Source organism: Rhizobium sp. SRDI943 (genome assembly GCF_057653695.1).
In genome coordinates, this window is the sequence record NZ_JBYGKN010000005.1 from 78,503 (window position 1) to 102,691 (window position 24,189).

The 24,189-nt window shown below is 60.4% G+C and carries 21 protein-coding genes and 2 pseudogenes; 15 read left to right on the plus strand and 8 right to left on the minus strand.

Annotation, left to right across the window (positions count from 1 at the left end; all coding sequences use genetic code 11):
* Positions 1-2: 2 nt before the first annotated feature.
* From AC245Y_RS35350 to AC245Y_RS35380, 7 genes are all read left to right on the plus strand, one after another.
* The gene (locus AC245Y_RS35350; protein WP_017997694.1) at positions 3-1,466 is read left to right on the plus strand and encodes an aldehyde dehydrogenase; all 1,464 of its coding nucleotides are present in this window, start codon (positions 3-5) and stop codon (positions 1,464-1,466) included.
* A 5-nt stretch (positions 1,467-1,471) separates the two neighbouring features.
* Positions 1,472-1,795: an NIPSNAP family protein gene (locus AC245Y_RS35355; protein ID WP_017997693.1), complete on the plus strand. Its 324-nt coding sequence runs from the start codon at positions 1,472-1,474 to the stop codon at positions 1,793-1,795.
* Positions 1,796-1,843: 48 nt separating this feature from the next.
* Positions 1,844-2,854 carry an ABC transporter substrate-binding protein gene (locus tag AC245Y_RS35360; protein WP_003555659.1) on the plus strand — a complete coding sequence of 337 codons (1,011 nt, stop codon included), beginning with the start codon at positions 1,844-1,846 and terminating at the stop codon, positions 2,852-2,854.
* Positions 2,855-2,966: 112 nt separating this feature from the next.
* On the plus strand, positions 2,967-3,839 hold the full coding sequence (locus AC245Y_RS35365; protein WP_017997692.1) for an ABC transporter permease: 873 nt from the start codon (positions 2,967-2,969) through the stop codon (positions 3,837-3,839).
* 1 nt (position 3,840) lies between these two features.
* Positions 3,841-4,641 (plus strand): ABC transporter permease, encoded by an 801-nt coding sequence (locus tag AC245Y_RS35370; protein ID WP_017997691.1) that lies wholly within the window; start codon positions 3,841-3,843, stop codon positions 4,639-4,641.
* A complete protein-coding gene (locus AC245Y_RS35375) occupies positions 4,638-5,717 on the plus strand; it encodes an ABC transporter ATP-binding protein (protein WP_017997690.1) in 1,080 nt (359 codons plus the stop codon). Before AC245Y_RS35370 ends, AC245Y_RS35375 begins: the two co-directional genes overlap by 4 nt.
* A 10-nt stretch (positions 5,718-5,727) precedes the next feature.
* Positions 5,728-7,182 carry an NAD-dependent succinate-semialdehyde dehydrogenase gene (locus tag AC245Y_RS35380; protein WP_017997689.1) on the plus strand — a complete coding sequence of 485 codons (1,455 nt, stop codon included), beginning with the start codon at positions 5,728-5,730 and terminating at the stop codon, positions 7,180-7,182.
* A 65-nt stretch (positions 7,183-7,247) separates the two neighbouring features.
* Here AC245Y_RS35380 and AC245Y_RS35385 read toward each other — a convergent pair whose 3' ends face one another.
* The gene (locus AC245Y_RS35385; RefSeq protein WP_020487196.1) at positions 7,248-7,856 is read right to left on the minus strand and encodes a phosphatase PAP2 family protein; all 609 of its coding nucleotides are present in this window, start codon (positions 7,854-7,856) and stop codon (positions 7,248-7,250) included.
* Positions 7,853-8,188, minus strand: a complete 336-nt coding sequence (locus AC245Y_RS35390) for a hypothetical protein (RefSeq protein WP_245274088.1) — start codon at positions 8,186-8,188, stop codon at positions 7,853-7,855. Before AC245Y_RS35390 ends, AC245Y_RS35385 begins: the two co-directional genes overlap by 4 nt.
* A 358-nt stretch (positions 8,189-8,546) precedes the next feature.
* On the opposite strand from AC245Y_RS35390, the pseudogene AC245Y_RS35395 reads away from it, so the two are divergent.
* Positions 8,547-8,793 (plus strand): annotated as a pseudogene (locus AC245Y_RS35395) (AbrB/MazE/SpoVT family DNA-binding domain-containing protein).
* A 61-nt stretch (positions 8,794-8,854) separates the two neighbouring features.
* Positions 8,855-8,964 (plus strand): annotated as a pseudogene (locus AC245Y_RS35400) (VapC toxin family PIN domain ribonuclease); the annotation flags it as partial.
* A gap of 149 nt (positions 8,965-9,113) precedes the next feature.
* On the opposite strand, the gene AC245Y_RS35405 reads toward AC245Y_RS35400, so the two are convergent.
* The 5 genes from AC245Y_RS35405 to AC245Y_RS35425 all read right to left on the minus strand — a co-directional run bounded on the left by AC245Y_RS35405 (position 9,114) and on the right by AC245Y_RS35425 (position 15,507).
* The gene (locus AC245Y_RS35405; RefSeq protein ID WP_017997686.1) at positions 9,114-10,091 is read right to left on the minus strand and encodes an ABC transporter ATP-binding protein; all 978 of its coding nucleotides are present in this window, start codon (positions 10,089-10,091) and stop codon (positions 9,114-9,116) included.
* A 4-nt stretch (positions 10,092-10,095) separates the two neighbouring features.
* Positions 10,096-10,923: a carbohydrate ABC transporter permease gene (locus AC245Y_RS35410; protein WP_017997685.1), complete on the minus strand. Its 828-nt coding sequence runs from the start codon at positions 10,921-10,923 to the stop codon at positions 10,096-10,098.
* Complete coding sequence (locus tag AC245Y_RS35415) at positions 10,920-11,798, minus strand: carbohydrate ABC transporter permease (protein WP_003555628.1); 879 nt, start codon at positions 11,796-11,798, stop codon at positions 10,920-10,922. Before AC245Y_RS35415 ends, AC245Y_RS35410 begins: the two co-directional genes overlap by 4 nt.
* Positions 11,799-11,864: 66 nt before the next feature.
* The gene (locus AC245Y_RS35420; RefSeq protein ID WP_017997684.1) at positions 11,865-13,148 is read right to left on the minus strand and encodes an ABC transporter substrate-binding protein; all 1,284 of its coding nucleotides are present in this window, start codon (positions 13,146-13,148) and stop codon (positions 11,865-11,867) included.
* A 37-nt stretch (positions 13,149-13,185) separates the two neighbouring features.
* A complete protein-coding gene (locus AC245Y_RS35425) occupies positions 13,186-15,507 on the minus strand; it encodes an alpha-L-rhamnosidase (RefSeq protein WP_017997683.1) in 2,322 nt (773 codons plus the stop codon).
* A 140-nt stretch (positions 15,508-15,647) separates the two neighbouring features.
* Between AC245Y_RS35425 and AC245Y_RS35430 the strand changes: the two genes are divergently transcribed.
* Positions 15,648-16,706, plus strand: a complete 1,059-nt coding sequence (locus tag AC245Y_RS35430) for a LacI family DNA-binding transcriptional regulator (protein ID WP_017997682.1) — start codon at positions 15,648-15,650, stop codon at positions 16,704-16,706.
* Positions 16,707-16,748: 42 nt separating this feature from the next.
* Here the strand turns inward: AC245Y_RS35430 and AC245Y_RS35435 are convergent, their stop codons facing one another.
* Entirely contained in the window at positions 16,749-17,765 is a 1,017-nt protein-coding gene (locus AC245Y_RS35435; protein WP_017997681.1) for a LacI family DNA-binding transcriptional regulator, read from the minus strand.
* A gap of 179 nt (positions 17,766-17,944) precedes the next feature.
* Between AC245Y_RS35435 and AC245Y_RS35440 the strand changes: the two genes are divergently transcribed.
* The 5 genes from AC245Y_RS35440 to AC245Y_RS35460 all read left to right on the plus strand — a co-directional run bounded on the left by AC245Y_RS35440 (position 17,945) and on the right by AC245Y_RS35460 (position 24,148).
* Positions 17,945-19,192 carry an ABC transporter substrate-binding protein gene (locus tag AC245Y_RS35440; protein ID WP_017997680.1) on the plus strand — a complete coding sequence of 416 codons (1,248 nt, stop codon included), beginning with the start codon at positions 17,945-17,947 and terminating at the stop codon, positions 19,190-19,192.
* A gap of 82 nt (positions 19,193-19,274) precedes the next feature.
* The gene (locus tag AC245Y_RS35445) at positions 19,275-20,198 is read left to right on the plus strand and encodes a carbohydrate ABC transporter permease (RefSeq protein ID WP_017997679.1); all 924 of its coding nucleotides are present in this window, start codon (positions 19,275-19,277) and stop codon (positions 20,196-20,198) included.
* Positions 20,198-21,067 carry a carbohydrate ABC transporter permease gene (locus AC245Y_RS35450; protein WP_017997678.1) on the plus strand — a complete coding sequence of 290 codons (870 nt, stop codon included), beginning with the start codon at positions 20,198-20,200 and terminating at the stop codon, positions 21,065-21,067. Before AC245Y_RS35445 ends, AC245Y_RS35450 begins: the two co-directional genes overlap by 1 nt.
* A gap of 27 nt (positions 21,068-21,094) precedes the next feature.
* Entirely contained in the window at positions 21,095-23,038 is a 1,944-nt protein-coding gene (locus AC245Y_RS35455) for a glycoside hydrolase family 127 protein (protein WP_017997677.1), read from the plus strand.
* 9 nt (positions 23,039-23,047) lie between these two features.
* Positions 23,048-24,148, plus strand: coding sequence for an ABC transporter ATP-binding protein (locus tag AC245Y_RS35460; protein ID WP_003555616.1), 1,101 nt, complete (start codon positions 23,048-23,050; stop codon positions 24,146-24,148).
* Positions 24,149-24,189: the final 41 nt, after the last annotated feature.

Sequence of the window (24,189 nt, forward strand, 5' to 3'; positions counted from 1 at the left end):
CCATGCGGCGTTTCCAGCACTATATCGACGGCGAATTTTCAGATGGCGAGGCCAGCTATCCGAGTATCGACCCCGCTTCCGGCGCGGTCTGGGCTGATATGCCCGAAGCGCGCGAGGCCGATGTCGACCGGGCTGTCAACGCGGCCGACAGGGCGCTTTACGACGGCCCATGGCCGAAACTGACGGCCACCCAACGCGGCAAGCTGCTTTACAAGCTGGCCGATCTGGTTGCCGCTAACGCGCAGATCCTCGCAGAACTGGAGACGCGCGACACCGGAAAGATCATCCGCGAAACATCGGCTCAGATCGCTTATGTCGCCGAATACTATCGCTACTATGCCGGCATCGCCGACAAGATCGAAGGCGCCTACCTGCCGATCGACAAGCCCGACATGGATGTCTGGCTTCGCCGCGAGCCGATCGGCGTCGTTGCGATGGTCGTGCCGTGGAACAGCCAGCTCTTCCTGTCTGCGGTGAAGATCGGACCGGCGCTGGCGGCCGGCTGCACGATGGTGGTCAAGGCCTCGGAAGACGGGCCGGCGCCGCTTCTCGAATTTGCACGGTTCGTGCACGAGGCAGGCTTTCCCGCCGGCGTCGTCAACATCATCACCGGTTTCGGCGCGTCGTGCGGCGCCGCCCTCGGACGGCACCCGAAGGTTGCGCATGTCGCCTTTACCGGCGGCCCTGAAACCGCCCGGCACGTCGTTCGCAACTCGGCCGAAAACCTCGCCTCCACCTCGCTTGAACTTGGCGGCAAGTCGCCATTCATCGTCTTTGCCGACGCGGATCTCGAGAGCGCTGCCAATGCCCAGGTCGCGGGGATCTTCGCCGCGACAGGGCAGAGCTGCGTTGCCGGATCGCGCCTCATCGTCGAACGCAGCGTCAAGGACAAATTCGTCGCCCTGCTGCGTAAGAAGGCGGAGGCAATCCGGATCGGTGCTCCGCTCGATATGGCGACCGAAGTCGGCCCGCTTGCCACCAAGCGCCAGCAGGACAATATCGGCGCCCTCGTCGCCAAGTCGATTGAAAGCGGCGCCCGCCTCGTCACGGGAGGGCGCAAGATCGACGGCGACGGCTACTATTTCCCACCGACGATTCTCGACTGCGACGATGTCGCCTCGCCCTCGCTCATCGAGGAATTCTTCGGGCCGGTCTTGTCCGTCGTGTCATTCGAGACGGAGACCGAGGCGCTGCGACTCGCCAACGATACCCGTTATGGCCTGGCTTCCGGCGTCTTCACCCAGAACCTGACCCGGGCGCACCGGCTGATGAAGGGGCTGCGAGCCGGGATCGTCTGGGTCAACACCTACCGCGTGGTATCACCGATCGCGCCGTTCGGCGGTTTCGGCCTGTCGGGCCATGGCAGGGAAGGCGGCATGGCCGCAGCACTCGACTATACCCGCACCAAGACGATCTGGCTCAGGACATCGGACGATCCGATCCCCGATCCCTTCGTGATGAGGTAGCGCCGATGTTTTACGAAATCCGCACCTATCGGCTGAAGAACGGCACCATCCCGCAATATCTCAAGGTCGTCGAGGAAGAGGGGATCGAAATCCAAAAGAGCCATCTCGGCACGCTCGTCGGTTACTTCTTTTCGGAGATCGGAACGATCAACGAGATCGTTCACATCTGGGCCTTTGCGAGCCTGGACGACCGGGAGGCGAGGCGCCAGAGGCTTCTGGCCGATCCCCGGTGGCAGGCCTTCCTGCCCAAGATCCGCGATCTGATCGAAGTGGCGGAAAACAAGATTATGAAGCCAGCCAACTTTTCTCCCAGGAGCGAGTCGCACTGACGGCATAAGGCATACCCGTAGGACAAACCAGAACAAGGATAAGGGAACATGAAAACAACATTTGCTGTCGCGGCGGTTGCCGCATTCGTGGCTGTGTCCGTACCGGCTCACGCCGACAACATGGTCTTCTCGAGCTGGGGAGGAACGACCCAGGACGCGCAGAAGGCCGCATGGGCCAGCCCGTTCACGGAGAAGACCGGTATCACCGTCGTGCAGGACGGGCCGACGGATTACGGCAAGCTCAAGGCGATGGTCGAGGCTGGCCAGGTCACCTGGGACGTCGTCGACGTCGAAGGCGACTATGCCGCCCAGGCCGGCAAGAATGGCCAGCTCGAGAAACTCGATTTCTCGGTCATCGACAAATCCAAGCTCGATCCGCGCTTCGTGACTGATTACTCGGTCGGCAGCTTCTATTATTCCTTCGTCATCGGCTGCAATGCCGATGCCGTCACCGCCTGCCCGAAGACATGGGCGGATCTGTTCGACACGGCAAAGTTTCCGGGAAAGCGCACATTCTACAAGTGGTCGGCTCCCGGCGTGATCGAAGCGGCGCTGCTTGCCGACGGTGTGGCCGCCGACAAGCTCTATCCACTTGATCTCGACCGCGCCTTCAAGAAGCTCGATACGATCAAATCGGATATCGTCTGGTGGTCGGGCGGCGCACAGTCGCAGCAGCTTCTGGCATCCGCCGAGGCTCCCTTCGGCAGTGTCTGGAATGGCCGCATGACCGCGCTTGCGGCGAGCGGTATCAAGACCGAGACCTCATGGGAACAGAACATCACCGCTGCGGATTCGCTCGTCGTGCCGAAGGGTTCGCCGAACGTGGAAGCCGCGATGAAGTTCATTGCAATGGCGACTTCTGCCGAACCGCAGGCCGCCCTTGCAAAAGCCACCGGATATGCACCAATCAACGTTGACTCGGCCAAGCTGATGGATCCGGAGACTGCCAAGACCCTGCCGGATCAGCAGACGGCCAGCCAGGTGAATGCCGATATGAACTACTGGGCTGATAATCGCGATGCCATCGGCGAGAAGTGGTACGCCTGGCAGGCGAAATAGCCTGAAACTTGAGATGAACGGGTACGGCGAATGTTCGCCGTGCCCCCGCAGTGTCGGTGCCCGCTTGTCGGACCTCGGCGCCTGCGGAAATTGACGGGTGGGAAGGACTGTCATGTCGACATATAGCGATGCCTCCGCTGCAATTGCGCCCCTTCCAAAGGTGCGCAGGGCAACAGGTTTTGGCGGGGTGCTTCCGGCTCTCGCCTTCGTGACGATCTTTTTCATCGCGCCGGTGGCAGTGCTCCTGTTGCGCAGCGTGCTGGAACCCGTGCCGGGTTTTGGAAACTATGCGCAGCTGATCGGGTCCGCGACCTATCTGAAGATCTTCGCCAACACCTTCATCGTCTCAGGTCTCGTCACGGTGATTTCGCTGCTGATCGGATTTCCCGTTGCCTGGGCGCTGGCAATCATGCCCGGGCGCCTAACCTCGGTGATCTTTGCGATCCTGCTCCTATCGATGTGGACCAACCTGCTTGCCCGCACCTATGCCTGGATGGTTCTTTTGCAGCGCACGGGGCTCATCAACAAGATGCTGATCGGAATGGGGCTGATCGACAAGCCCCTGGCACTGGTCAACAACCTGACCGGGGTGACCATCGGCATGACCTATATCATGCTGCCCTTCATCATCCTGCCGCTCTACGGCGTGATCAGGAAGATCGACCCGTCTACCCTGCAGGCGGCGGCACTTTGCGGCGCCAACCGGTGGCAGTGCCTGACCCGTGTTCTGCTGCCCTTGGCAATGCCCGGCATGGCGGCTGGTGCACTCATGGTCTTCGTCATGTCGCTTGGTTATTTCGTCACGCCGTCGCTTCTCGGCGGCACCGCCAACATGATGCTCGCAGAGCTGATCGCGCAATTCGTGCAGTCGCTGGTCAACTGGGGCATGGGAGGTGCTGCGGCGCTGGTTCTCCTCGTGGTGACCCTGTTGCTTTATGCCGTGCAGCTGCGCTTCGTCGGCAACCAGAATCCGGGAGGGCGTTGACATGTTGCTCAATTTCGACCGTCTCGGCTGGTGGAAATACATCCTGCTGGCGATAACGCTTCTGACTTCGGCCTTCCTGCTGATGCCGATCGTCTTTATCGCGGCGCTCTCCTTCGGCTCCTCGCAGTGGCTGATCTTTCCGCCGCCCGGCTGGACGCTTCAATGGTACAGCGAGCTCTTTGCCGATCCGCGCTGGCTGGAATCGGCCTGGACGAGCTTCAAGATCGCGGTCATCGTGACTGTTCTGTCGGTGCTGCTCGGGCTCGTGACCTCCTTCGGGCTGGTGCGCGGTTCGTTCCTGTTCCGCGATGCGCTGAAAGCACTGTTCCTGACGCCGATGATCCTGCCCGTCGTGGTTCTTGCGGTCGCCCTTTATGCCTTCTTTCTGAGGATCGGCCTTGGCGGCACGTTGGTAGGCTTCGTCATTTCGCACCTCGTTCTCGCGCTGCCCTTCTCGATCCTCTCGATCTCAAGTGCGCTGGAGGGCTTCGACAAGTCGATCGAGGACGCGGCGGTTCTGTGCGGCGCCTCGCCTCTGGAAGCAAAGATCAGGGTCACCCTGCCGGCGATCAGCCATGGGCTGTTTTCGGCGGCCGTCTTCTCGTTCCTGACTTCCTGGGACGAGGTGGTGGTGGCAATCTTCATGTCCAGCCCGACCCTGCAGACGCTGCCCGTCAAGGTATGGGCAACGCTGCGGCAGGACCTGACGCCCGTTGTCGCTGCGGCGTCGACCCTTCTCATCCTTTTGACGATCCTCTTGATGGCGCTGGTTGCCGTCGTGCGTAAGGTACTGAAACAATGAAAGAACCGTTCCTTCAGATCCGCGGAATACGCAAGGAATACGGCCCGGTCGTCGCCGTCCACGACGTCAATCTCGACGTCCGGCGCGGGGAGTTCCTGACCTTTCTCGGACCGTCCGGATCCGGCAAAAGCACCACCCTCTACATCCTGGCCGGTTTTGAAACTCCAACGAAAGGCGACATCACGCTGGAGGGCAAGACCTTGCTCGACACGCCTTCGCACAAGCGCAACATCGGCATGGTGTTCCAGCGCTACACCCTGTTTCCGCATCTGACGGTGGGCGAAAACATCGCCTTCCCGCTGAAGGTGAGGCGGAGGTCCAAGGCCGAGGTCGACAGCAAGGTCAAGGAGATGCTGCGTCTCGTCAGGCTCGAAGGCTTCGAGGATCGCAAGCCTGCGCAAATGTCCGGCGGCCAGCAGCAACGTGTCGCCCTTGCCAGGGCCCTTGCCTATGACCCGCCGGTGCTTCTGATGGACGAGCCGCTGTCGGCGCTCGACAAGAAGCTGCGCGAGGAAATCCAGCATGAGATACGCCGGATCCACCAGCAGACCGAAGTGACTATCCTCTATGTCACGCACGACCAGGAGGAGGCGCTGCGGCTCTCCGACCGGATCGCCGTCTTTTCCAAGGGTGTCATCGACCAGATCGGCACGGGGCCGGAACTCTATGCCAATCCGCGGACCCGCTTCGTGGCCGAATTCATCGGCGACAGCGACTTCATTTCCTGCGACCTGCTGTCATCCTCCGATGGGCAGGCCACCATTTCGCTTGGCGGCGGAAGCGTCTTCAATGACATTCCGGTGCATGGAAAAGGAAGCTCCGGGACAAGGGCAGCCCTGATGCTGAGGCCTGAGCGCATTCGGTTGTCGCGAAACCAGGTGGCGGGAGCGGGTCTTGCCGCAACCGTCAGCGACATTACCTTCCTCGGCAACAATATTCACGTCTCGACCGAGACGGCGACGGGTGAGGCGCTGGCGGTTCGTCTGCCGTTCGGTCATGAGGCTATCGTCGGGCTCAGCCGTGGCGATATAGTCCATCTGAATTTCGATCCCGGTGCCGCTCACGTATTTTGTTGAAAGTTGTCATATGAAGCTCAATGATCCCTCGCTGTTCCGTCAGGCGTGCCCCATCGCTGATCGCTGGATCGAAGCGGAAGGCCGCAAGGCGGCGACGGTCCGCAATCCGGCCACAGGCGAGCCGCTGGGGCTGGTCCCCGACCTCGGTGCGGCGGAAACGGAAGATGCGATCCGCGCCGCGGTCATCGCCCAGAAGCTTTGGGCGAAGAAGACGGCCGGGGAGCGCGCCGCCGTTCTGAAGGCTTGGCACAGGCTGATGATCGAAAACCGCGACGATCTGGCGATGATCCTGACGCTGGAGCAGGGAAAGCCGCTCGCCGAAGCCAAAGGGGAGATCACCTATGGTGCGAGCTTCATCGAATGGTTCGCCGAAGAGGCGAGGCGCATCAACGGCGAGGTCGTACCGGGACATCAGCCGGACAAGCGGATCCTCGTCCTGCGCCAGCCCGCAGGCGTAGTGGCGGCAATCACGCCCTGGAACTTTCCGAATGCGATGATCACCCGCAAGATTGGCCCCGCGCTCGCCGCCGGCTGTGCCGTGGTTCTCAAGCCGGCGCTGCAGACGCCATTCTCCGCCATTGCCATCGCCGTTCTCGGTGAGCGTGCCGGCCTGCCGCCGGGGCTTCTCAACATCGTCACGGGTGACGCAGCGGCAATTGGCGGAGTGCTGACGGCAAGCCGTGATGTTCGGGTCCTGACATTCACGGGTTCCACCCGGACGGGCGAGCTGCTTTACCGGCAATGCGCGCCGACGATCAAAAAGCTCGGCCTTGAGCTTGGCGGCAATGCACCCTTCATCGTGTTCGACGACGCCGATCTCGACGCTGCCGTCGAAGGCGCGCTCATCGCCAAGTTCCGCAACAACGGTCAGACCTGCGTCTGCGCCAATCGGCTGTATGTTCAGGACGGCGTCTATGAGGCGTTTGCCGCCAAGCTCGCCGCGGCGGTTTCGGACTTGAAGGTCGGCAACGGTCTCGACCGTGACGTCGTGCTTGGCCCGCTGATCGACGACAACGCCGTCGCCAAGGTCGAAAGCCATATCAGCGACGCCGTTTCAAAGGGTGCTGGGATCGTCATAGGCGGCAAACGTCACGCGCTCGGCGGCCATTTCTTCGAGCCGACAATCCTGCGCGATGTCGCTGCCGGCATGCAGGTCGCGGGCGAGGAAACCTTCGGGCCGCTTGCACCGCTGTTTCGCTTCCGCGACGAAGAGGACGTTATCGAACAGGCAAACGACACCGAGTTCGGGCTTGCTTCGTATTTTTACGCTCGCGATCTGTCGCGGGTATTTCGTGTGGCTGAAGCGCTCGAATATGGCATGGTCGGCGTCAATACCGGTCTCGTCTCGACGGCTGAGGCTCCGTTCGGCGGTGTGAAGATGTCGGGTCTTGGCCGCGAAGGGTCGCGGCACGGATTGGACGAATATACCGAGCTTAAATATGTCTGCCTGGGCGGTATTGCCTGACGTGGTCGATGCTTTCGCTTTGCCGCAAAGAAAGACCTAAAATGCATCTCTTGAAACCCATTGAACTAGATCTGTTGCGCGTTTCCCTGAAATTGACTGCGATGGAATTGAACGGTGCCGCTACGCGAAATATACAATACCGATGCTATGCTAAAACCGGCAACACCGATTCCTGCAACCAAATCGACGACATAGTGTCCGCCTTCGGTGATCGCGGACAGCAGCATTAGCGTATTTAAGAAGATCGTCGGAATTCTTATCCATCGTATTGTCCACGCACCCCAACTGCACAAAACCGCTACCGCCGCATGGACCGACGGGAACGAGATGATGCCGCTCGCGTGCTCCAATTGCAGAACAAATTGGGGGTCATCCCTGACTGCTAGGATTTGAGGAACGTATTCCAAACCGAGCATGCCGTTGATATTTTTAAGATCGGCGGGATTGATGGCAAAATCTGTGTAGGTCCCGAGCGCAGGATACCAAATGGTTATGACACTCGCGATGACGCATATCAGGCCGTATGCCCCGACGACCTGATATGCGCGAGCTCGGTAACCGCACAGGCTTAGCAACACTGGAAGAAATAAAAGCTGATGGTGGAATGTTTGATAAGCAAGCGTCAGTGACTTTGCGAGCAGGGGATGTGTGTCCAAAAATGCAATCAAGCTCAACAATCGACGCCAATAAGCCGATCCAGTTGGAGCAGCTTTTGATCCTGCAAAGGCAGCTTCAGGGCAAAAGCAACGTAGGTGGACACGACAAGCGGGCTCGTTAGCAATAAGCCGATGCCAGTGCATTCAACAATGCAGAGCAGGGACGGGATTCTGCGCCAATGACATAGGAGGCCGAAGCCCAAGAGAAAAATCAGGGCGACCGTGCTAAGCTGCGTGAAGCCTCTTGGATCCACCGACAGGCCAACGAGCCAAGCCAGTATCGGAACAAGCGCGTAAGCGCATCCGGTAAGGCCCATCAAAAAGGCTCGCGCTCTGGATGCCTCAGTCATGAGATAACCCCTTAACGTGTCCGTGATCTATTACCAATCACAAGTTAAGGTTTAGTGGATTTTTGTAGCCGTTTGTTGCCAATTCTGGATGCACGATGATGGCGTTTCCGCCATTTATCACCTCGGGCGATGTTTTGGATGACAGGGCCCTTCTCCTGCCGAACGCACTCACCGCAGCGAGCCGTCGCTGGCATCGATGCGCACACATACAGCCTCGCCGTTTTTCGCTGCTTTCCGGAGCGAACTACTCGCCGCTCTTGTCGTTGCCGGCGCAATTGAAAGCGTCAGTTCCTATCACTCGCACTTTGATGTAAGGAAAAATTCCATTATTCGTATTGGTTAAGACAGGTGAAATTCCATGGCTTCCCTTGCCGTCACAATGAAAGGGCAAGCACACTGAAACGGGATTTGCTGACGCACCTTGGGGTCAAACCGGGGGAACGGATCGACTTCGACAAGCTGCCTGGGGCTGAGCTTCGGTAGCTGCTCGTCCGACGGGGAAAATCGACGACTTTATCGGTCGGCATGCTGGCAAGATGAAAAAACCGTTGACCGTTGACGAGATGAACGAAATCGCGGCATCGGGCTGGGCCGGCGAGGAATGAAAGTTTCAGTCCATACCAGCACTCTTGCTCGAACAGTCCTGCAGGACGATGCTGAGTAGGGGAGGGCCGCGGCGATTTCGCAGATGGCGTGATTGCCCACGAAGGAACACGGCTTGGCGGCGAGAGCTTCGCATCTGCGACAAGCAGGCGGTCGAACTGGTAATCCGCTAAGACTAACCCGCACGTCTTCTCACCTGAAATTCCGTAGGGCTTCTGACCAAGAATGGCTCCAGCCCTGGGCGCTTTTCGCCTGGTGCCGATTAGGTCAATGCTGAGCGGTTGCATAGTTTTCAAGGCTGGGACGATGGGCGAGCGTTCGCTCAGAACCGATGTTCCGCTCCTTCGACCGGATTTGCCCAGACCGTCATTCCAGGCGCAAACGGCGTCTCGCCTTCGGCGCGCACCACCATCTCGCCGAGTTCGGGAACGTCGAGGTAGAGGATCGCGTCGGCGCCAAGCCGCTCGAGATGCCGGATCCTGCCCTGCCATTGCCCGGCACTTTCCGAAAGCCTGATATGCTCAGGGCGGATGCCATAGGTCGTGCAGTTCAATCGCCGCGCTATCTCGCCGCCATAGAGGTTCATTTTCGGGCTGCCGATGAACCCGGCGACGAAAGGTGTTGCGGGATTGCGGTAGAGTTGCATCGGGCTACCGATCTGCTCAACCGCGCCGCCCTTCAGGACGACGATCTTGTCCGCCATCGTCATGGCTTCGACCTGGTCGTGGGTGACATAGATCATCGTCGATTTCAGGCGCGCGTGCAGATCGGCGATCTCAAGGCGCATCTGGGCGCGGAGCGAAGCGTCGAGATTGGAGAGCGGCTCGTCGAACAGGAAAACCTTGGGATCGCGGATGATCGCGCGGCCGATGGCGACGCGCTGCCTCTGGCCGCCGGAGAGCGCTTTCGGCTTTCTCTCCAGTAACTGGGTGAGCTGCAGCGTTTCAGCTGTCGCCGCGACCTTGGCGGCGATTTCCGCCTTTGGTCGGCGGGCGAGCGAAAGCCCGAAGCCGATATTCTCGGCAACGGTCATGTGCGGGTAGAGCGCGTAGCTCTGGAACACCATGGCGATGCCGCGCTCGGAGGGTTCGGCATAGGTCACGTCCTTGCCGCCGATGGTCAATGTGCCTGATGTCGTCTCCTCCAGGCCAGCTATGATGCGCAGCAGCGTCGACTTTCCGCATCCCGACGGGCCGACGAAAACGACGAACTCGCCTGAGGCAACCTCCAGATCGATCCCCTTGATGACTTCAAGGGCGCCAAAGCTCTTGCGAACTTGCTTAAGAGTGAGCTCAGCCATTCGGTTACCCTTTTACTGCGCCGGCCGTCATGCCGGCGACGATCTGCCGGTTGAAGAAGATGAAGACGATCAGCGGCGGGATCGTCACGAGGAGGATATTCATGAAGAGGAGATTGTACTGGCTCGTATACATGCTCTGGAAATTATAGAGCGTCAGCTGCACGGTTACGTTCTCCCTGCCGGGAAGGTAGTAGAGCGGATTGGTAAAATCGTTGAAGATCGCAATCGACTGCACGACGATGTTGGTGACGGTCACAGGCTTCAGCAGTGGCAGGATCACTCTGAAGAAGATCTGTCGGGGCTTGGCGCCGTCGATCAGCGCCGCCTCGTCGAGGTCGCGCGGTATGGTCGAAATGAACGACCGGTAGAGCAAGGTCGAGAAAGAGAGATTATAGGCGACCTGGATCAGGATCATCCCGGTCACGGTCTTGAAGAGACCGATCTCCTGCAGGAGGCCGATGGTGGGCACGACGGCCGGCGGCATCATCAGACCCATGAACAGGGCAACGGAGGCCACCCTGTTCCAGACGGTCTTGCGGCGCTGCATCACATAGCCGACCATTGCCGACAGCAGGATCAGGATCGTGACGGAGGCTACGGTGATCAGGGTGGAGTTGAAATAGGCGAGCGCGAGCTGGTAGTCGCGCGCCTTGAAAACGGCGACCAGATTATCCCAGAACAGCCACTGCGCAGGCAATTCGAAATTAAGGCGAGACGCCTCGGATTTCGATTTGACCGCCTGCAGAGCGACGAAAACGAAGGGCATGACGAAGATGACGGCCGCCGCCGCAAGGGCTATCGCGCCGGTCACGTAAGGGCGGACGCTTCTCATTCCTCGACCTCGCGCCGGTTGAACCACAGGGTGAATGGCAGGATGATTACGGCGATTAGCGCAAACAGGATGACGTTTCCGGCCGTCGACAGGCCGTAGAAACCCGCCTGGTACTGCTTATAGATCACCGAGGCGACCACATCGGAGGAGAAACCTGGCCCGCCGCGGGTCATGGCCCATATCAGATCGAAGGATCGAAGCCCGCCGATCAGCGACAATGTCACCACGATGACAGTGGCGGGACGCACGAGTGGCAGAGTGATTCGGAAAAATTGCTGGAGACGCGTGGCGCCGTCAATCCGCGCGGCCTCATAATAATCGGGGCTGATCGCAGCAAGGCCGGCGATGAAGATCAGCGTTGCGAGGCCGACACCCTTCCAAACATCGACCAAAGCCACCGAAAAAAGCGCCAGCGCCGGATTGGTGAGCCATCCCGGGCCGGGAATGCCGAGCGTTTCGAGCGTGACGTTGATGATGCCCCTGGTTGGATGCATCATCACCGTGAAGGTGATGCCGATACCGATCGTCGAGACCAGGACGGGAAAGAAGACCAGCGTGCGCAGGAAGCCGCGGGCAAAGATATTGCTGGTCAGGAGCACGGCGAGCAGCAGCCCGCAGACCGTCTTCAGGCCGGATGTCGTAACAGCATAGATCAGCGTGTTGACCAGTCCCTTGACCAGGAATGGTTCGGAAAAGAACTGCTGAAAATTTTCGAGCCCGATGAATTCGGCGGTCGAAAGATCCCAGCGCGTGAGGCTGAACCAGAGGGAGGATACCGTGGGAACCAGAAACAGCACGCCGTAGATGATTGCGGCCGGAATGAAAAACCACAGCGGGTAGGGCGATTTGCGCGAGCGGGGGCGTGTCTCGGTCATGACTACCTCTTCGATCGGGTGGAACCTCGCTCCATCGGGAGCGAGGTTAATTGACCCGAAAGACCGCTACCAGTTCGGCAGGCCGAGTTGCTTGGCCTGTTTGCGCACATCGTCGTCATAGAGTTTTGCCGCGTCGGCGGGCTGGCGAATACCGGAGCCGACTTCGACGGTGATCTGCTCGAGAGCCGGCCCCTTGACCGGCGAAACAAATTCCAGCGCCGGGGTCGTCTTGTCCTTGGCCTCGAAATAGGGAAGCATGTCCTTCACCGCAGGCGGCACGTCGGCAGGCAGACCGCAGCCGTCGATCAAGGGAGGCCCTTGCACGGTGTTGGTTTCCACCATGATCTTGCAGCCTTCGACGCTTCCTGCGAAATCCACGAATTTCTGCGCTTCCTCTGCGTGCTGACTGGTAAGGGGAATGTAGAGGGCGGGCGGCATCCAGACCGTCAGGCCATTCGTCGCCGCGTCGTCGCTCGGCTGCGCGAAGAAACCGACATCTGCGAGGTTGTCGGGATAATTCTGCTTGAGCGCGCCGATTGCGAAGCTCAGCATTGGATAGTGCGCTGCCTCGCCCGTTGCCACCATTCTCAGGCCATCGTCATAGCTTGCTGCGCCGAAATCCTCGTTCATCAGGCCAGCGTCGTGAACGTCCTTCAGCCGTTCGAAGCCTTTCATGGCCGCCGGCGTCTCTGCGTATTTCGCCTTGTTGGCAGTGTAGTCGGCGGCGAAGTTCGGCACGGCGGCATGCAGGTTGTAATAGTCCGCCAGAACGAATAACTGCGAGGTCCAGGTATCGCGATAGGTCTGCGCCACGGCGACCTTGCCTGATGCCTTGACCTTTGCGTTGTTCGCCATGAAGTCCGCCCATGTCTTCGGGACTGACAGGCCGAGGTCCTGGTAGATTTTCCTGTTGTAGAGGATGCCGCCCGCCATCGCCGTGCCGAAGGGAACACCGTAGAGCTTGCCGTCGGCGCGGACGACCGACTTGAAGCCTTCGTCCACCTTCGCCTGCGACGCAAGACCGCTCAGATCGACAAGCGTCTGCGCGGGTTTCAGCGCCTGGAGCAGCGAGCCGGAATTATAGAGAAACACATCGGACATCTCGCCGGTCGCTAGGCGCGTCTTGATGATGTTGTCACCCTCGCCGCCACCGGCCCGTGGCTCGATTTCGATCGTCACGTCGGGCACCTTTGTCTGATAGGCGGCAACCAGCGCCTCGGCGGCAGCGACCGTGTCCGGATTGTTGTCGATCAGGAATGACAGCGTGGTTTCTGCATGCGACGGGCCGGCCGCAACCAATGCCAAAAGCGCGGACGCGCCCGCAAGAATGAGTTTAATCCGATGTGTCATGACGTTCCTCCTCTGAACGGTGTGACGTTTATGCTCCTCAGGAAGTGGGTAGAGAAAAGGCCAGTCGGTGCGTCCCGGGGTGAATAACGGCTTCCTCGACGACGGGCTCTCCGTTGAGCGACGGGTTTTGATGCCGTTTTCCGGGCCGGAACCGGCCGATGCAACCTTCCGGAAGTGTCAGCACATAGGTGACCTTGTTGCCGTCGCACTGCCAGCCGGCCTCGATGCGTCCCTGGCTGATATCATGATGGGCCGATACCGGCGAAAGCGAAGGAATCGGCGCTGGATCGACGATCACCTCGGCAAATCCGGGTGCGCTCGGGCTCGGCGAAATTCCGGCGACGCTTTCGAATAGCCATTGGCAGACCGCGCCATAGGCATAGTGGTTATAGCTGTTCATGTCGGGTTCGTAGATCGTGCCGTCAGGCGCCATGGAATCCCAGCGCTCCCAGATCGTCGTCGCCCCTTTCGACACCTGGTAGAGCCACCCCGGCACATCCTCCTGCAGGAAGACCTTTTCGGCAAGATCGTCCATGCCGAGCTTCGTCAGTGCCGGTAGCAGGGCGGGCGTGCCGATGAAGCCGGTGCCGATCTTGTAGTCGGCATCAATGATCACCTGCCGGAAATGCTGCTGCGCGGCTTGCCTGTGCTCTGCCGGTATCAGGTCGTGAAGGAAGGCCAAGGCGTAGGATGTCTGGTCGTTGTGCGCGAGCCGTCCCGCCGGCGTGATGAACTCGTTGCAAAATGTCAGCCGGATCTCGTTTGCGCGCTGTTTCATCTTCTCTTCAAGGGCATGCTCGCCGAGAGTGGCTGCGATCCTTGCCAGAAGGTCGGTCGAGATGAAGTGATAGAGCGTCGCCGCGCAGTCGTCGGCGATCGTCGGGCGAGGCTTTCGATTGTCGCCGACCGGCTGCAGCCAGTCGCCGAAGGTGAAGCCTCGGGCGCCCCAATGCGACGGCGGGCGAACCAGGGGACCGTCCGAGATCGACCAGACAAAATCGACCCAGCGCACCATGGAATCCAGGCACTCCGCCAGAACGGCCCGGTCGCCGTAATGGGTGTAGAGCACCCAGGGGATGACGACGATCGCGTCGCCCCAGCCGGTCGAGCCGGCATAGCCCGGGAAATTGGCCGGATGCAGACGCGTCGGATCCGGCGAAAAATGTGAGACGGCGCCATCCTCGCGCTGATCGGCCATCACATCCCGCAGATACTTTCTCAGGAAGGATTGGCTGTCGCTCAGCCAGCATGCGGTTGCGGCAAAGACCTGGGCGTCGCCCGTCCAGCCGAGGCGTTCGTCGCGCTGCGGGCAATCGGTCGGCACTTCGACGAAATTGGAGCGCTGCGACCAGATGGTATTTTCGACCAGACGATTGACCAACGCATTGCCCGAGGTGAAACCGCCGGCGGGCTCGGCCACAGACGAGATCGGGATGGACGCGATTGCGAGGATCTTCGCATCGCCCGTAATCGTCACCCTGGCATAACGGAAGCCGTGGAAGGTGAAATGCGGCGCGTAGGTCTCGTCGCCGTCTCCCCGTAGCGTATAGACGGTGTGCGCGGCAGCCGTGCGATAGTTGCGATTGTCGAAATGACGGTCGGGACCAAGAATTTCCGAATGCTCCACCCGGACTTCGGCGCCGGCCGTGCCCCGGACCGTATATCTAATGTAGCCGCCGGCATTCTGGCCGAAATCATAGATCGTCCTGCCCTCATCGTCGATCCAGTTTTCGACCGCGGCGAGTGGCCGCAGCTCGCGCACCGCAGCAGTTTCATGCGCGACGAGCAATGCCCTGTCGAACGGCAGTCTCTCGGTGCCGTGGCTCTCCAAGTAGTTTTCCTGCCGGGCATCATAGATTTCGCCGAAATAGATCCCCGACTTCAGAATCGGCAAAACACCGCTTCGCCATGTGGTGTCGGTGGAAAGAAGGGCGCCATCAGCTCCGATCAGATCCGCAATGGCGCCGATCCTGTCACCCCAGCAATTCGGGATCGCCTGGGCGCCCCACATCAACGGCGATCGGTACCATCCGTCGGCAAGCCAGATCTCGATGCGGTTGAGGCCCGGCTTGAGCAGGTTCGAGACATCATACCGCTGGTAAGCAAGGCGATCGTCGTAGTTCGTCCAGCCGGGTGTCAGCAAGTCACCGCCGACGCGAACGCCGTTGATGAAGCAGCGATAGAGGCCAAGTGCGGAGATGAAGAGATCGACGGGGAGCCCCGGGCCATCATGCTCGAAATTTTGAGAAACGAAGCTTGCCGCCGTTCCCTGACCGCCATCCGATAGCGGCGCGATCATATCCCCGGACCAGGTACGCGAAACGAGGTTGCCGCTTATGGCTGCCGGCTGAAAGTTCATCAAGTCCTCCCGACGAGTTGTAGAACGTTCTCCATATAACGTTCTACATTTTCTTCGGAAGCGCAATAGAATTTTCGTTACCAGTCTGCCATGGTGGTTGTGCGGGCGATGTTGACGACCCGCAGCAAGCCAGAGATTTCATGTCAATCGAAGAAAAACAAAAGCCGCAACGGAATGATCGCGTAACGATCCGGACCGTGGCAACTCACGCCGGCGTATCGGTCGCAGCAGTTTCCAAGGTGATGCGAAACGCCTATGGCGTCAGTGATGCACTGCGCGCAAGGGTGACTGATTCCATCGAAACACTCGCATATCGCCCCTCGCGGGCAGCACGAGGGCTGCGTGGCCGGAGTTTCACCATCGGCGTGCTCCTGATCGATATCCGCAATCCTTTCCTTCCGGAGGTGATTGCCGGCGTGAACGGGGTGCTGGCGCCTTCGCACTATCAGGCGATGATCGGGGTCAGCGATGCGCGCGTGCAGCTGGAGACGTCGTTGATCGAGTCGATGATCGACTACAAGATGGATGGCCTGATCCTCGTTGCGCCGCGTTTGCCCTCGGACATCCTCGCAAAGTTCGCAGTCCAGATACCGATCGTCGCCGTCGGTTACCACGATGCCAGCGCTACGGCCTTCGATACCGTCAATGCCGACGATCAGCGCGGCGCGGAGATCGCGGTGGAAGCGCTTCTTGCCTGCGGCTATCGCGACATCGAAATGCTGAGCCTTGGCGAGCGCCAGGGGCACGCGGTCTCCGTCGTCCGCCAGCGTGAGATCGGGTTTCGCCGGGCGATGCAGCGTGGCGGGCTCGGCTCCTCGCCAGCGATCGGCAAAATTCCGATTGCCTCGCCGAAGCGGGAAGAGGCGATGCGAAAATTCCTATCGAGGAAGGACAGGCCGCGCGCCGTATTCTGCTGGAGCGATCTCGACGCGATCACCCTTCTCAGCCTGGCTATGGAGATGGGCGTGCGCGTCCCCGAAGATCTCGCCGTCATCGGATACGACAATTCGCCGACCGCAGCACTCGGCCTCGTCAATCTCGCGAGCATCGATCAGTCGGGCCGGGAACTCGGTCAGGTCGCAACCCGGGCCCTCATTTCCAGAATAGAAGGCCGCACCGCTTCCGAGCATATTTTCCAGATACCGTCACTGGTCAGCCGCAACAGCCTGACCCGTTCAGGCAATTCCACGGACAGATAATAGCGACGACGGCCGGCTTGCCTGTGTTGCTTGCCGTCGTTTTCAGTCGGATTGAGGCGGACTGCCGCACGACTGCCGCACAACCAGGCGACACGGCAATCTGGTGATGCCGGCAGGGACCGGTTCACCCTTGGAGAGGCTGAGGATTGCCAGGCCGGCGCGATGGCCCAGTTCCTTCAACTCCATGTCTATGGTGGTCAGCGGCGGGCGCGTTTGCCGTGCGACGACCTCCCAATTGTCGAACCCGACCACAGCGACATCCGTGGGAATCTCCACGTTGAGGTCGCGCAGCGCATCGATGACGCCGCGGGCGATCTCGTCACTGCCGCAGAAGATGGCGTCGGGCTTTGCGCCGGACCGGGCAAACACCGTCTGGACGGCTTCGTGACCCCATTCCTCCGACCACTCGCCGAACATCGCTTCGGCACCGTCGCCGCAGGCGTCGAGATAGGATTGAGCGCGGATGCGAGCGGCCAGGTAATCCCGCGGGCCGGTGATGTGCAGGATCCGCGACCGGCCCAGTTCCTTGAGATGGTCGACGGCGAGGCGGGCGCCCTGTTCGTCATCCGGGAAGAAAGTGACGCTGTCGGCCGGCCCCTCGGCAAAGACGTAGACGACGGGTATCGGCAAGCGGGACAGCTGGACCGGCGGCTTGAGGTCGAGGCGGGTCGCGGTGAATATGATGCCGTCGACCTGCCGGTCAAGAAGCGCCTCCAGGTGCAGCTGGGCGAGCCTTGGATCATTGTTCGTGGCGCAAAGGAAGACGGAAACGCCGTGATCGACGAGCACCTCCGATACCCCGGCCGCCATCGGCAGCGTCAGTCTGCCATAGGTGTCGTTGGTCAGCATGCCGATCGCATGGCTTCGCTTGCTTAGCAACCCACGGGCGAGTGCGTTGGGCCGAAATCCGATCTTTTCCGCCACACGCCGGACCCGTTCGCGCGTCTCCGCATTCGTCCGGCCGGTGTCGTTCAGCGCGTTCGACGCCGTCGAAATGCTGACGCCCGCAGCCTTCGCCACGTCGTAGATCGTCCGTCTCCGATCACCGCTATTCTTCAAATTCCGCCTCGTCATCGGTTCATGATAAAAGCTTTTAGCAGAAAAAAATGTGCTGTTAAAAGGTTTTATCAAACGGACATCCGATTTATGCACACAGACTGTCGACACCAAAAAATTTCTGATCTAACGTCCATTTCGTCCGACGGCCTTGGGCCTGAACGAGAAAAAGGGGAACAAGCATGCTTCGACTGAAAACAACGATCACTGCTCTTGCGCTGCTGGCAAGCTCTTCTCTCGCCGGCGCCGAAGAAATCACCCTATGGGTGCGCACGTCGTCCGGCGCCGTCCTTCAGGGACTGGCAGACAAATACAATGCCGCACATTCCGACAAGGTCAATGTCACCCAGATCACGGCGGAGCAGATGGTGCCGAAGCTCGGTGCGGCGATTGCCGGCAGCGCGGCTCCTGATGGCGCCGTGCTCGACCTGATCTATCTCCCGACCTTTGCTGCCGCGGACGGTCTCGAGGATATCTCCGACTTCGTGAAAGGCCTGCCTTATTCCGCGGCGATGAGCCCGTCCCACATCCGCCTTGCCACCTATGACGGCAAGATCTACGGCGTGCCGGCCCTGCCGGATGCCTCGATCATCGCCTATAACACCGATCTCTTCACCAAGGCCGGCCTCGACCCCAACAAGGCGCCGGCATCGATGGAGGAGGTCGCCGCCGATGCCAAGAAGATCGCCGCGCTCGGCAACGAGACCTACGGCTTCTATTTCGTGGCAAATTCGGGAAGCTGGCTGATCTACGACTTCCTGCCGCATCTGTGGGCCGCCAATGCCGATGTGCTGAGCGATGACGGCCGCAGCGCCACGGTCGATACGCCGGCGCTGCGTGAGACCATCGCCGCCTATCGCGATATGTGGAAGGCCGGTGCGATCCACCCGACCTCGCGTTCCGGCAACGGCAACAATGCCGTCGAAGCCTTCGCCTCGGGCAAGGTCGGCATCCTGATGACTGGCTCCTACATCGTCAATCTTCTGACCAGCAAATATCCCGACGTGAAATTCGCCGTCGCACCGATCCCGGGGCCGAAGGGCGGTGAATCGAGCTTTGCCGGCGGCGATACGCTGTCCCTCATCAAGGGCATCAGTGAAGAGAAGAAGAAGGTCGCGCTCGACTTCGTCAATTTCTACATGCAGCCCGAGCAGCAGGTCTATATCACCCAGGAATCGGGGATGCCGTCGCGCACCGACCTCGCAGCGGAAGCCTATGCGAAGTTCGACCCGCGCAATCTCGTTGCCTACAATATCCTCGCCAAGGCGCGCACGCCCTACACTTTTTCGTCCGATGAACTCTTCGTCAGCCGCACCGGGCCCTTCCTCAACCTGATCCAGGGCACGATCTTCGGTGACGACGTCGACGGAACGATTGCCAAGACGCAGGCCGACTTCACCCGTATCCTTGAACGTACCAATCCGAACTAAGCCAACGCGTTTCGTCAGGGTGTCCGTGGATGCCCTGACGTTCATTTCACATCTCGACATTCAAGCGGAAGGAGGAGTTGCGGTGGTATCCTCGACACTTCGCAGCCGGAGGCGCGCAATCGCGACCGGAGAAGCCGAGCCAAAGGGTTGGCTTGGTCTTGCCTTCATCCTGCCGGGCTTGCTGTTCATCGTCGTGCTTTTCCTCGTGCCGCTTGTCATGACGGTCTGGATGAGCTTTTACAATTGGCCGCTTCTCGGCCGGACGAAGTTCATCGGCTTGTCCAACTATGCCGAACTGATCGGCGATACCCAGCTCTGGCATTCCCTGGGTTTCACGCTGCTCTACACTGTGCTGGTTACGGTTGCGATCTTCCTGGTGGCCTTTCCTCTGGCGCTGCTCGTCGACCGGCCGCTACGGATCGCCGGCTTTTTCCGCACGATCTATTTCATGCCCGTCGTCATCGGCTTCGGGGCGGCCTCGACATTGTGGATGTGGCTTCTCAATCCCGATAGCGGCGTCTTTGCGCAGCTGCTGCGCGGAGCGGGCATCATCGACAGCGCGCCGAGGCCGCTCGAAAGTTTCTGGCCAGCCCTCGGCGTCGTCATCCTGATGGTCGTCTGGAAAACAGCGGGCTTCACGATGATCATCCTCCTGACCGGCCTTCAGAGCATATCGAACGACGTCATCGAGGCCGCCAGGACCGACGGCGCCAGCGTCTGGAGCCGGTTTCGCCGGATCACGCTGCCTTTGATGAGGAACTCGGTGGTGCTGGCGCTTGTCCTCAACGTCACCTCGTCGATGCTGGCCTTCGACCAGTTCTTCATCATCACCCAGGGCGGCCCCGAGAACAGCACGATCTCGGCGGTCTTCTCGATCTATCTCGCGTCGTTCTCATCCTACCGTCTCGGTTATGGCTCGGCGATCTCCTTTGCCCTGCTCATCGTCCTGGTGGCGATCAGCGCCATCCAGTTCGTCCTGCTGCGCCAGCGGCCGGAGGAAGGTTGATGGAACGGCTCAACCACAATCTCGCAGGGAAGCCGGCGAGCGAGCGGCTCGGTTATCTCGCTTTCGTTCTGACGGCATGCGTCTTTGCCGTCTTCTTCGTGATGCCGATCGTCTGGTCTTTCGCCAATTCCTTCAAGCCCGCGGCCGCAGCACTTGCCGATCCGGCATCGCTTTTCTCGAAAGCCTTCTCGCTCGAAAACTACCGTCGCCTCGAGCATGTCGGCGCCGGCTGGTACGTCTATGCCGGCAATTCGGTGCTGATCGCCGCCGGAACGGTGATCCTGACGGTGCTCGTCGCGGTGCCGGCGGGATACGGTTTTTCGAAGTTCCGCTTTCCCGGCCAGTCGCTGCTCTTCGTGCTGATCATGGCAACGATGATGATCCCCTTTCAGTCGATCCTGACGCCGCTTTTCCTGATCCTGAAATTCCTCCACCTGCAAAACAGCCTTCTCGGGCTGGTGCTGATCTACGTGACGTTCCAGCTACCCTTTTCCGTCTTCATGATGCGCAACGCCTTCGACGCGGTGCCAAAGGCGCTGATCGAGGCGGCGCGGATAGACGGTGCGTCGCAGGCGACGATCCTGCGCCGGATCATGCTGCCGATCGCGCTTCCCGGTGTTGCCACCGTTGCCATGTTCGCCTTCCTGAACTCCTGGAATGAATTCCTTGCCGCCCTCATCTTTCTGTCCGACCAGAACAAGTTCACGCTGCCGATCATGCTGGTCAATGTTTCGTCGGGCATCTATGGCATCATCGACTGGGGCGCGCTTCAGGCCGGCATAGCCGTGACCATGGTCCCCTGCATCCTGCTTTTCCTTCTCTTGCAACGATATTACGTGCGCGGCCTGACGGCCGGCGCCGTGAAGTAACAGCGCTCGTCCCGCTCAGGAGTACTCATGACCAGCTCACCTCGTTTTCAACCGGCACGCGCTGCGGGACGGCAGCGATACAGGCCTGCCGACCATTCCGGTGTCGTATTCGATGGCGGCTTCTGGCAGAGCTGGACGGAGACGGTCCGCAACGTCACCATCCCGACGCAGCACAAGCGGCTGGAAGAGGAGGGCTTCCTCGAGGTGCTCGATTTTGACAAGCCGGCCGCGCCGCTGGTGCGCCCGATCCAGCCGAGCGGACTGTCGATGCAGCATTTCTTCGATTCCGATTTCGGCAAATGGATCGAGGCCGCAAGTTACACGCTGAAGGCTTACCCGAATGCTGCGCTCGAAACGAAGATCGATGCTATCGTCGAAAAACTCGAGAAAGGGCAGATGGCAGATGGCTACCTCAACAGCTGGTTCATTCGCCGCGAGCCGGAGAGGCGCTGGACCAATCTGCGCGACCTGCACGAGATGTATTCGATGGGCCACCTGCTGGAAGGGGCCGTCGCCTACTACGAGGCGACGGGAAAGCGCCGTTTCCTCGATGTGATGATCCGCGCAGTCGACCATATCATCGCCACCTTCGGCGCGGAGCCCGGAAAGCTCAGGGGTTACGATGCCCATGAGGAAATCGAGCTGGCGCTGGTCAAGCTCTACCGTGTGACGCGCGATCCGCGGCATCTGAAGCTTGCGACCTATTTCGTCGACGAACGTGGCCGGATGCCCTCATATTACGACGAGGAGGCTCGCAAGCGCGGCGAGAGCCCCGATGATTACGTCTACAAGACATATGCCTATAGCCAGGCCCATATGCCGGTGCGCGACCAGCACCAGGTCGTCGGACACGCGGTTCGCGCCATGTACCTGTTTTCGGCGATGGCGGATCTCTCCCGCGAGAACGACGATCCGACATTGAAGGAGGCCTGCGACCGGCTTTTCGACAATCTGGTCAGCCGCCAGCTCTATGTGACCGGCGGCCTTGGCCCATCGGCATCCAATGAAGGGTTCACCCGGGAATTCGACCTGCCGAACGAGACGGCCTATGCCGAGACATGCGCCGCCGTCGCGCTCGGCTTCTGGAGCCATCGCATGGCGCAGGTCGATCTCGACAGCAAGTTCACCGACAGGCTGGAAACGGTGCTTTACAATGGCGCGCTTTCCGGCATCTCGCGCGACGGCGAGCGTTATTTCTATGAGAACGTCCTTGAAAGCCACGGGCAGCACCGCCGGTGGAAATGGCATTACTGCCCCTGCTGCCCGACAAACATCGCCCGTTTCATCACGTCGCTCGGCCAATATTTCTATTCGACTGATGATCATCAGCTCGCCGTCCATCTCTACGGCACCAATTCCGCCGAGCTGACAGTCGGCGACAGCTTCGTGCGCCTGATCCAGGAGACGCAATATCCCTGGGATGGCGACATCAGCCTGCGGTTCGCCGTCGAGCGGCCAAGCCGGTTTCAGCTTCGTCTTCGCATCCCCGGATGGTGCAGGCAGGCGCAAATCTCGGTCAACGGCGTTGCCGTCGATCTCGATCAATGCGTGACGAAGGGTTATGCCGCAATATCAAGGGAATGGCGCAATGGTGACGAGGTGCGCATCGGCTTCTCGATGCCGGTCGAGCGCATCTACGCGCATCCTGCCGTCTCCGAAGACGGCGGGCGCGTCGCGCTGCGGCGCGGGCCTGTCGTCTATTGCATCGAGGAGACGGACCTCGGCGGCGAGCCGCAGCGGCTCCGCCTGCCGGCATCTGAGGAAATTTCTGCCCGTTACGATGCCTCGCTTCTCGGCGGAGCGACCGTCCTCGAAGGCACCGCGCTCGAAGCCGATATATCCGATTGGCAAAATGCGCTCTATCGCACCGCGCGCCCCGCGCTGAAGGAGCGGCCTTTCACCGCGATCCCCTATCACCTCTGGGCCAATCGCGAGCCCGGAGCGATGGCGATCTGGTTGCACGAGGTCTAGGAGAAAACCATGGCACGGCTGGAACTCAAGAGCATCGTCAAATCCTATGGCATCTACGAGGCCGTGCGCGGCATCAGCCTTGACATCGAAGACAATGAATTCGTCGTTTTCGTGGGTCCGTCGGGATGCGGAAAATCGACGACATTGCGCATGATCGCGGGTCTCGAACACATCACCGGCGGTGAGATCGTGATCGGCGACCAGGTCGTCAACCGGCTTGGCCCGGGCAAACGCGATATCGCCATGGTCTTTCAGAACTACGCGCTCTATCCGCACATGACGGTGCGGGAGAATATTTCGTTCTGCCTGGAGCAGCAGAAGCTCGCCAAGAGCGAGATTGACGCCCGTATCATCAGGGCGGCGGAAACCCTGCATATCAGCGAGCTGCTCGGCCGGCGCCCGGGCCAGCTTTCGGGCGGCCAGCGCCAGCGCGTCGCGATGGGGCGCGCGATCGTGCGGAACCCGAAAGTCTTTCTCTTCGACGAGCCGTTGTCCAACCTCGATGCCAAGCTTCGCGTACAGATGCGCACGGAGATCAAGCGGCTGCACCAGCTGTTGCCGACGACGACCGTCTACGTCACGCACGACCAGGTCGAGGCGATGACCATGGCGGATCGTGTCGTGGTGATGAATGGTGGCATCATCGAACAGGCGGGACCGCCGCAGGCGCTCTATCATCGGCCCGTCAGCCAGTTCGTCGCCGGCTTCATCGGCTCACCGTCGATGAATTTCCTGTCGGCGACGCTGCTATCAGGAGACAAGGGTCTCGTCGTCAAACTGACTGACGGCAGCGAGCTTCCGGTGCCGAAGGCGCGCGCCGGCGACTATGCCAGCCATGCCGGTAAATCAGTCGTGTTCGGGATCAGGCCGGAATCGATCACCGACCGCCAGGCCCGTCCTGGTTATGCCGACATCGAAGCTAAGATCGATCTTGTGGAACCACTCGGGCCGGAGACCATGGTCTATTTCGGCATCGGCGAGGCAAGTCTTTGCGCCTGCATCGATCCCGAGAGCGGGCCCAGGCCGATGTCGACGATGCCGCTCTCGTTCAACATGAACCAGATGCATCTGTTCGATCCGGCGACCGGCCGGTCGCTGGCGCTTGCCTGAACCGCAAACACTGAAAGGCCGGCAACCGCGAGGGTCGCCGG

Bases quoted from the DNA above. Each gene is read 5' to 3' on its own strand.
- AC245Y_RS35350 (WP_017997694.1), top strand. From the start codon at position 3: ATGCGGCGTTTCCAGCACTATATCGACGGCGAATTTTCAGATGGCGAG.
- AC245Y_RS35355 (WP_017997693.1), top strand. From the start codon at position 1,472: ATGTTTTACGAAATCCGCACCTATCGGCTGAAGAACGGCACCATCCCG.
- AC245Y_RS35360 (WP_003555659.1), top strand. From the start codon at position 1,844: ATGAAAACAACATTTGCTGTCGCGGCGGTTGCCGCATTCGTGGCTGTG.
- AC245Y_RS35365 (WP_017997692.1), top strand. From the start codon at position 2,967: ATGTCGACATATAGCGATGCCTCCGCTGCAATTGCGCCCCTTCCAAAG.
- AC245Y_RS35370 (WP_017997691.1), top strand. From the start codon at position 3,841: ATGTTGCTCAATTTCGACCGTCTCGGCTGGTGGAAATACATCCTGCTG.
- AC245Y_RS35375 (WP_017997690.1), top strand. From the start codon at position 4,638: ATGAAAGAACCGTTCCTTCAGATCCGCGGAATACGCAAGGAATACGGC.
- AC245Y_RS35380 (WP_017997689.1), top strand. From the start codon at position 5,728: ATGAAGCTCAATGATCCCTCGCTGTTCCGTCAGGCGTGCCCCATCGCT.
- AC245Y_RS35390 (WP_245274088.1), bottom strand. From the start codon at position 8,188: ATGACTGAGGCATCCAGAGCGCGAGCCTTTTTGATGGGCCTTACCGGA.
- AC245Y_RS35405 (WP_017997686.1), bottom strand. From the start codon at position 10,091: ATGGCTGAGCTCACTCTTAAGCAAGTTCGCAAGAGCTTTGGCGCCCTT.
- AC245Y_RS35410 (WP_017997685.1), bottom strand. From the start codon at position 10,923: ATGAGAAGCGTCCGCCCTTACGTGACCGGCGCGATAGCCCTTGCGGCG.
- AC245Y_RS35415 (WP_003555628.1), bottom strand. From the start codon at position 11,798: ATGACCGAGACACGCCCCCGCTCGCGCAAATCGCCCTACCCGCTGTGG.
- AC245Y_RS35420 (WP_017997684.1), bottom strand. From the start codon at position 13,148: ATGACACATCGGATTAAACTCATTCTTGCGGGCGCGTCCGCGCTTTTG.
- AC245Y_RS35425 (WP_017997683.1), bottom strand. From the start codon at position 15,507: ATGAACTTTCAGCCGGCAGCCATAAGCGGCAACCTCGTTTCGCGTACC.
- AC245Y_RS35430 (WP_017997682.1), top strand. From the start codon at position 15,648: ATGTCAATCGAAGAAAAACAAAAGCCGCAACGGAATGATCGCGTAACG.
- AC245Y_RS35440 (WP_017997680.1), top strand. From the start codon at position 17,945: ATGCTTCGACTGAAAACAACGATCACTGCTCTTGCGCTGCTGGCAAGC.
- AC245Y_RS35450 (WP_017997678.1), top strand. From the start codon at position 20,198: ATGGAACGGCTCAACCACAATCTCGCAGGGAAGCCGGCGAGCGAGCGG.
- AC245Y_RS35455 (WP_017997677.1), top strand. From the start codon at position 21,095: ATGACCAGCTCACCTCGTTTTCAACCGGCACGCGCTGCGGGACGGCAG.
- AC245Y_RS35460 (WP_003555616.1), top strand. From the start codon at position 23,048: ATGGCACGGCTGGAACTCAAGAGCATCGTCAAATCCTATGGCATCTAC.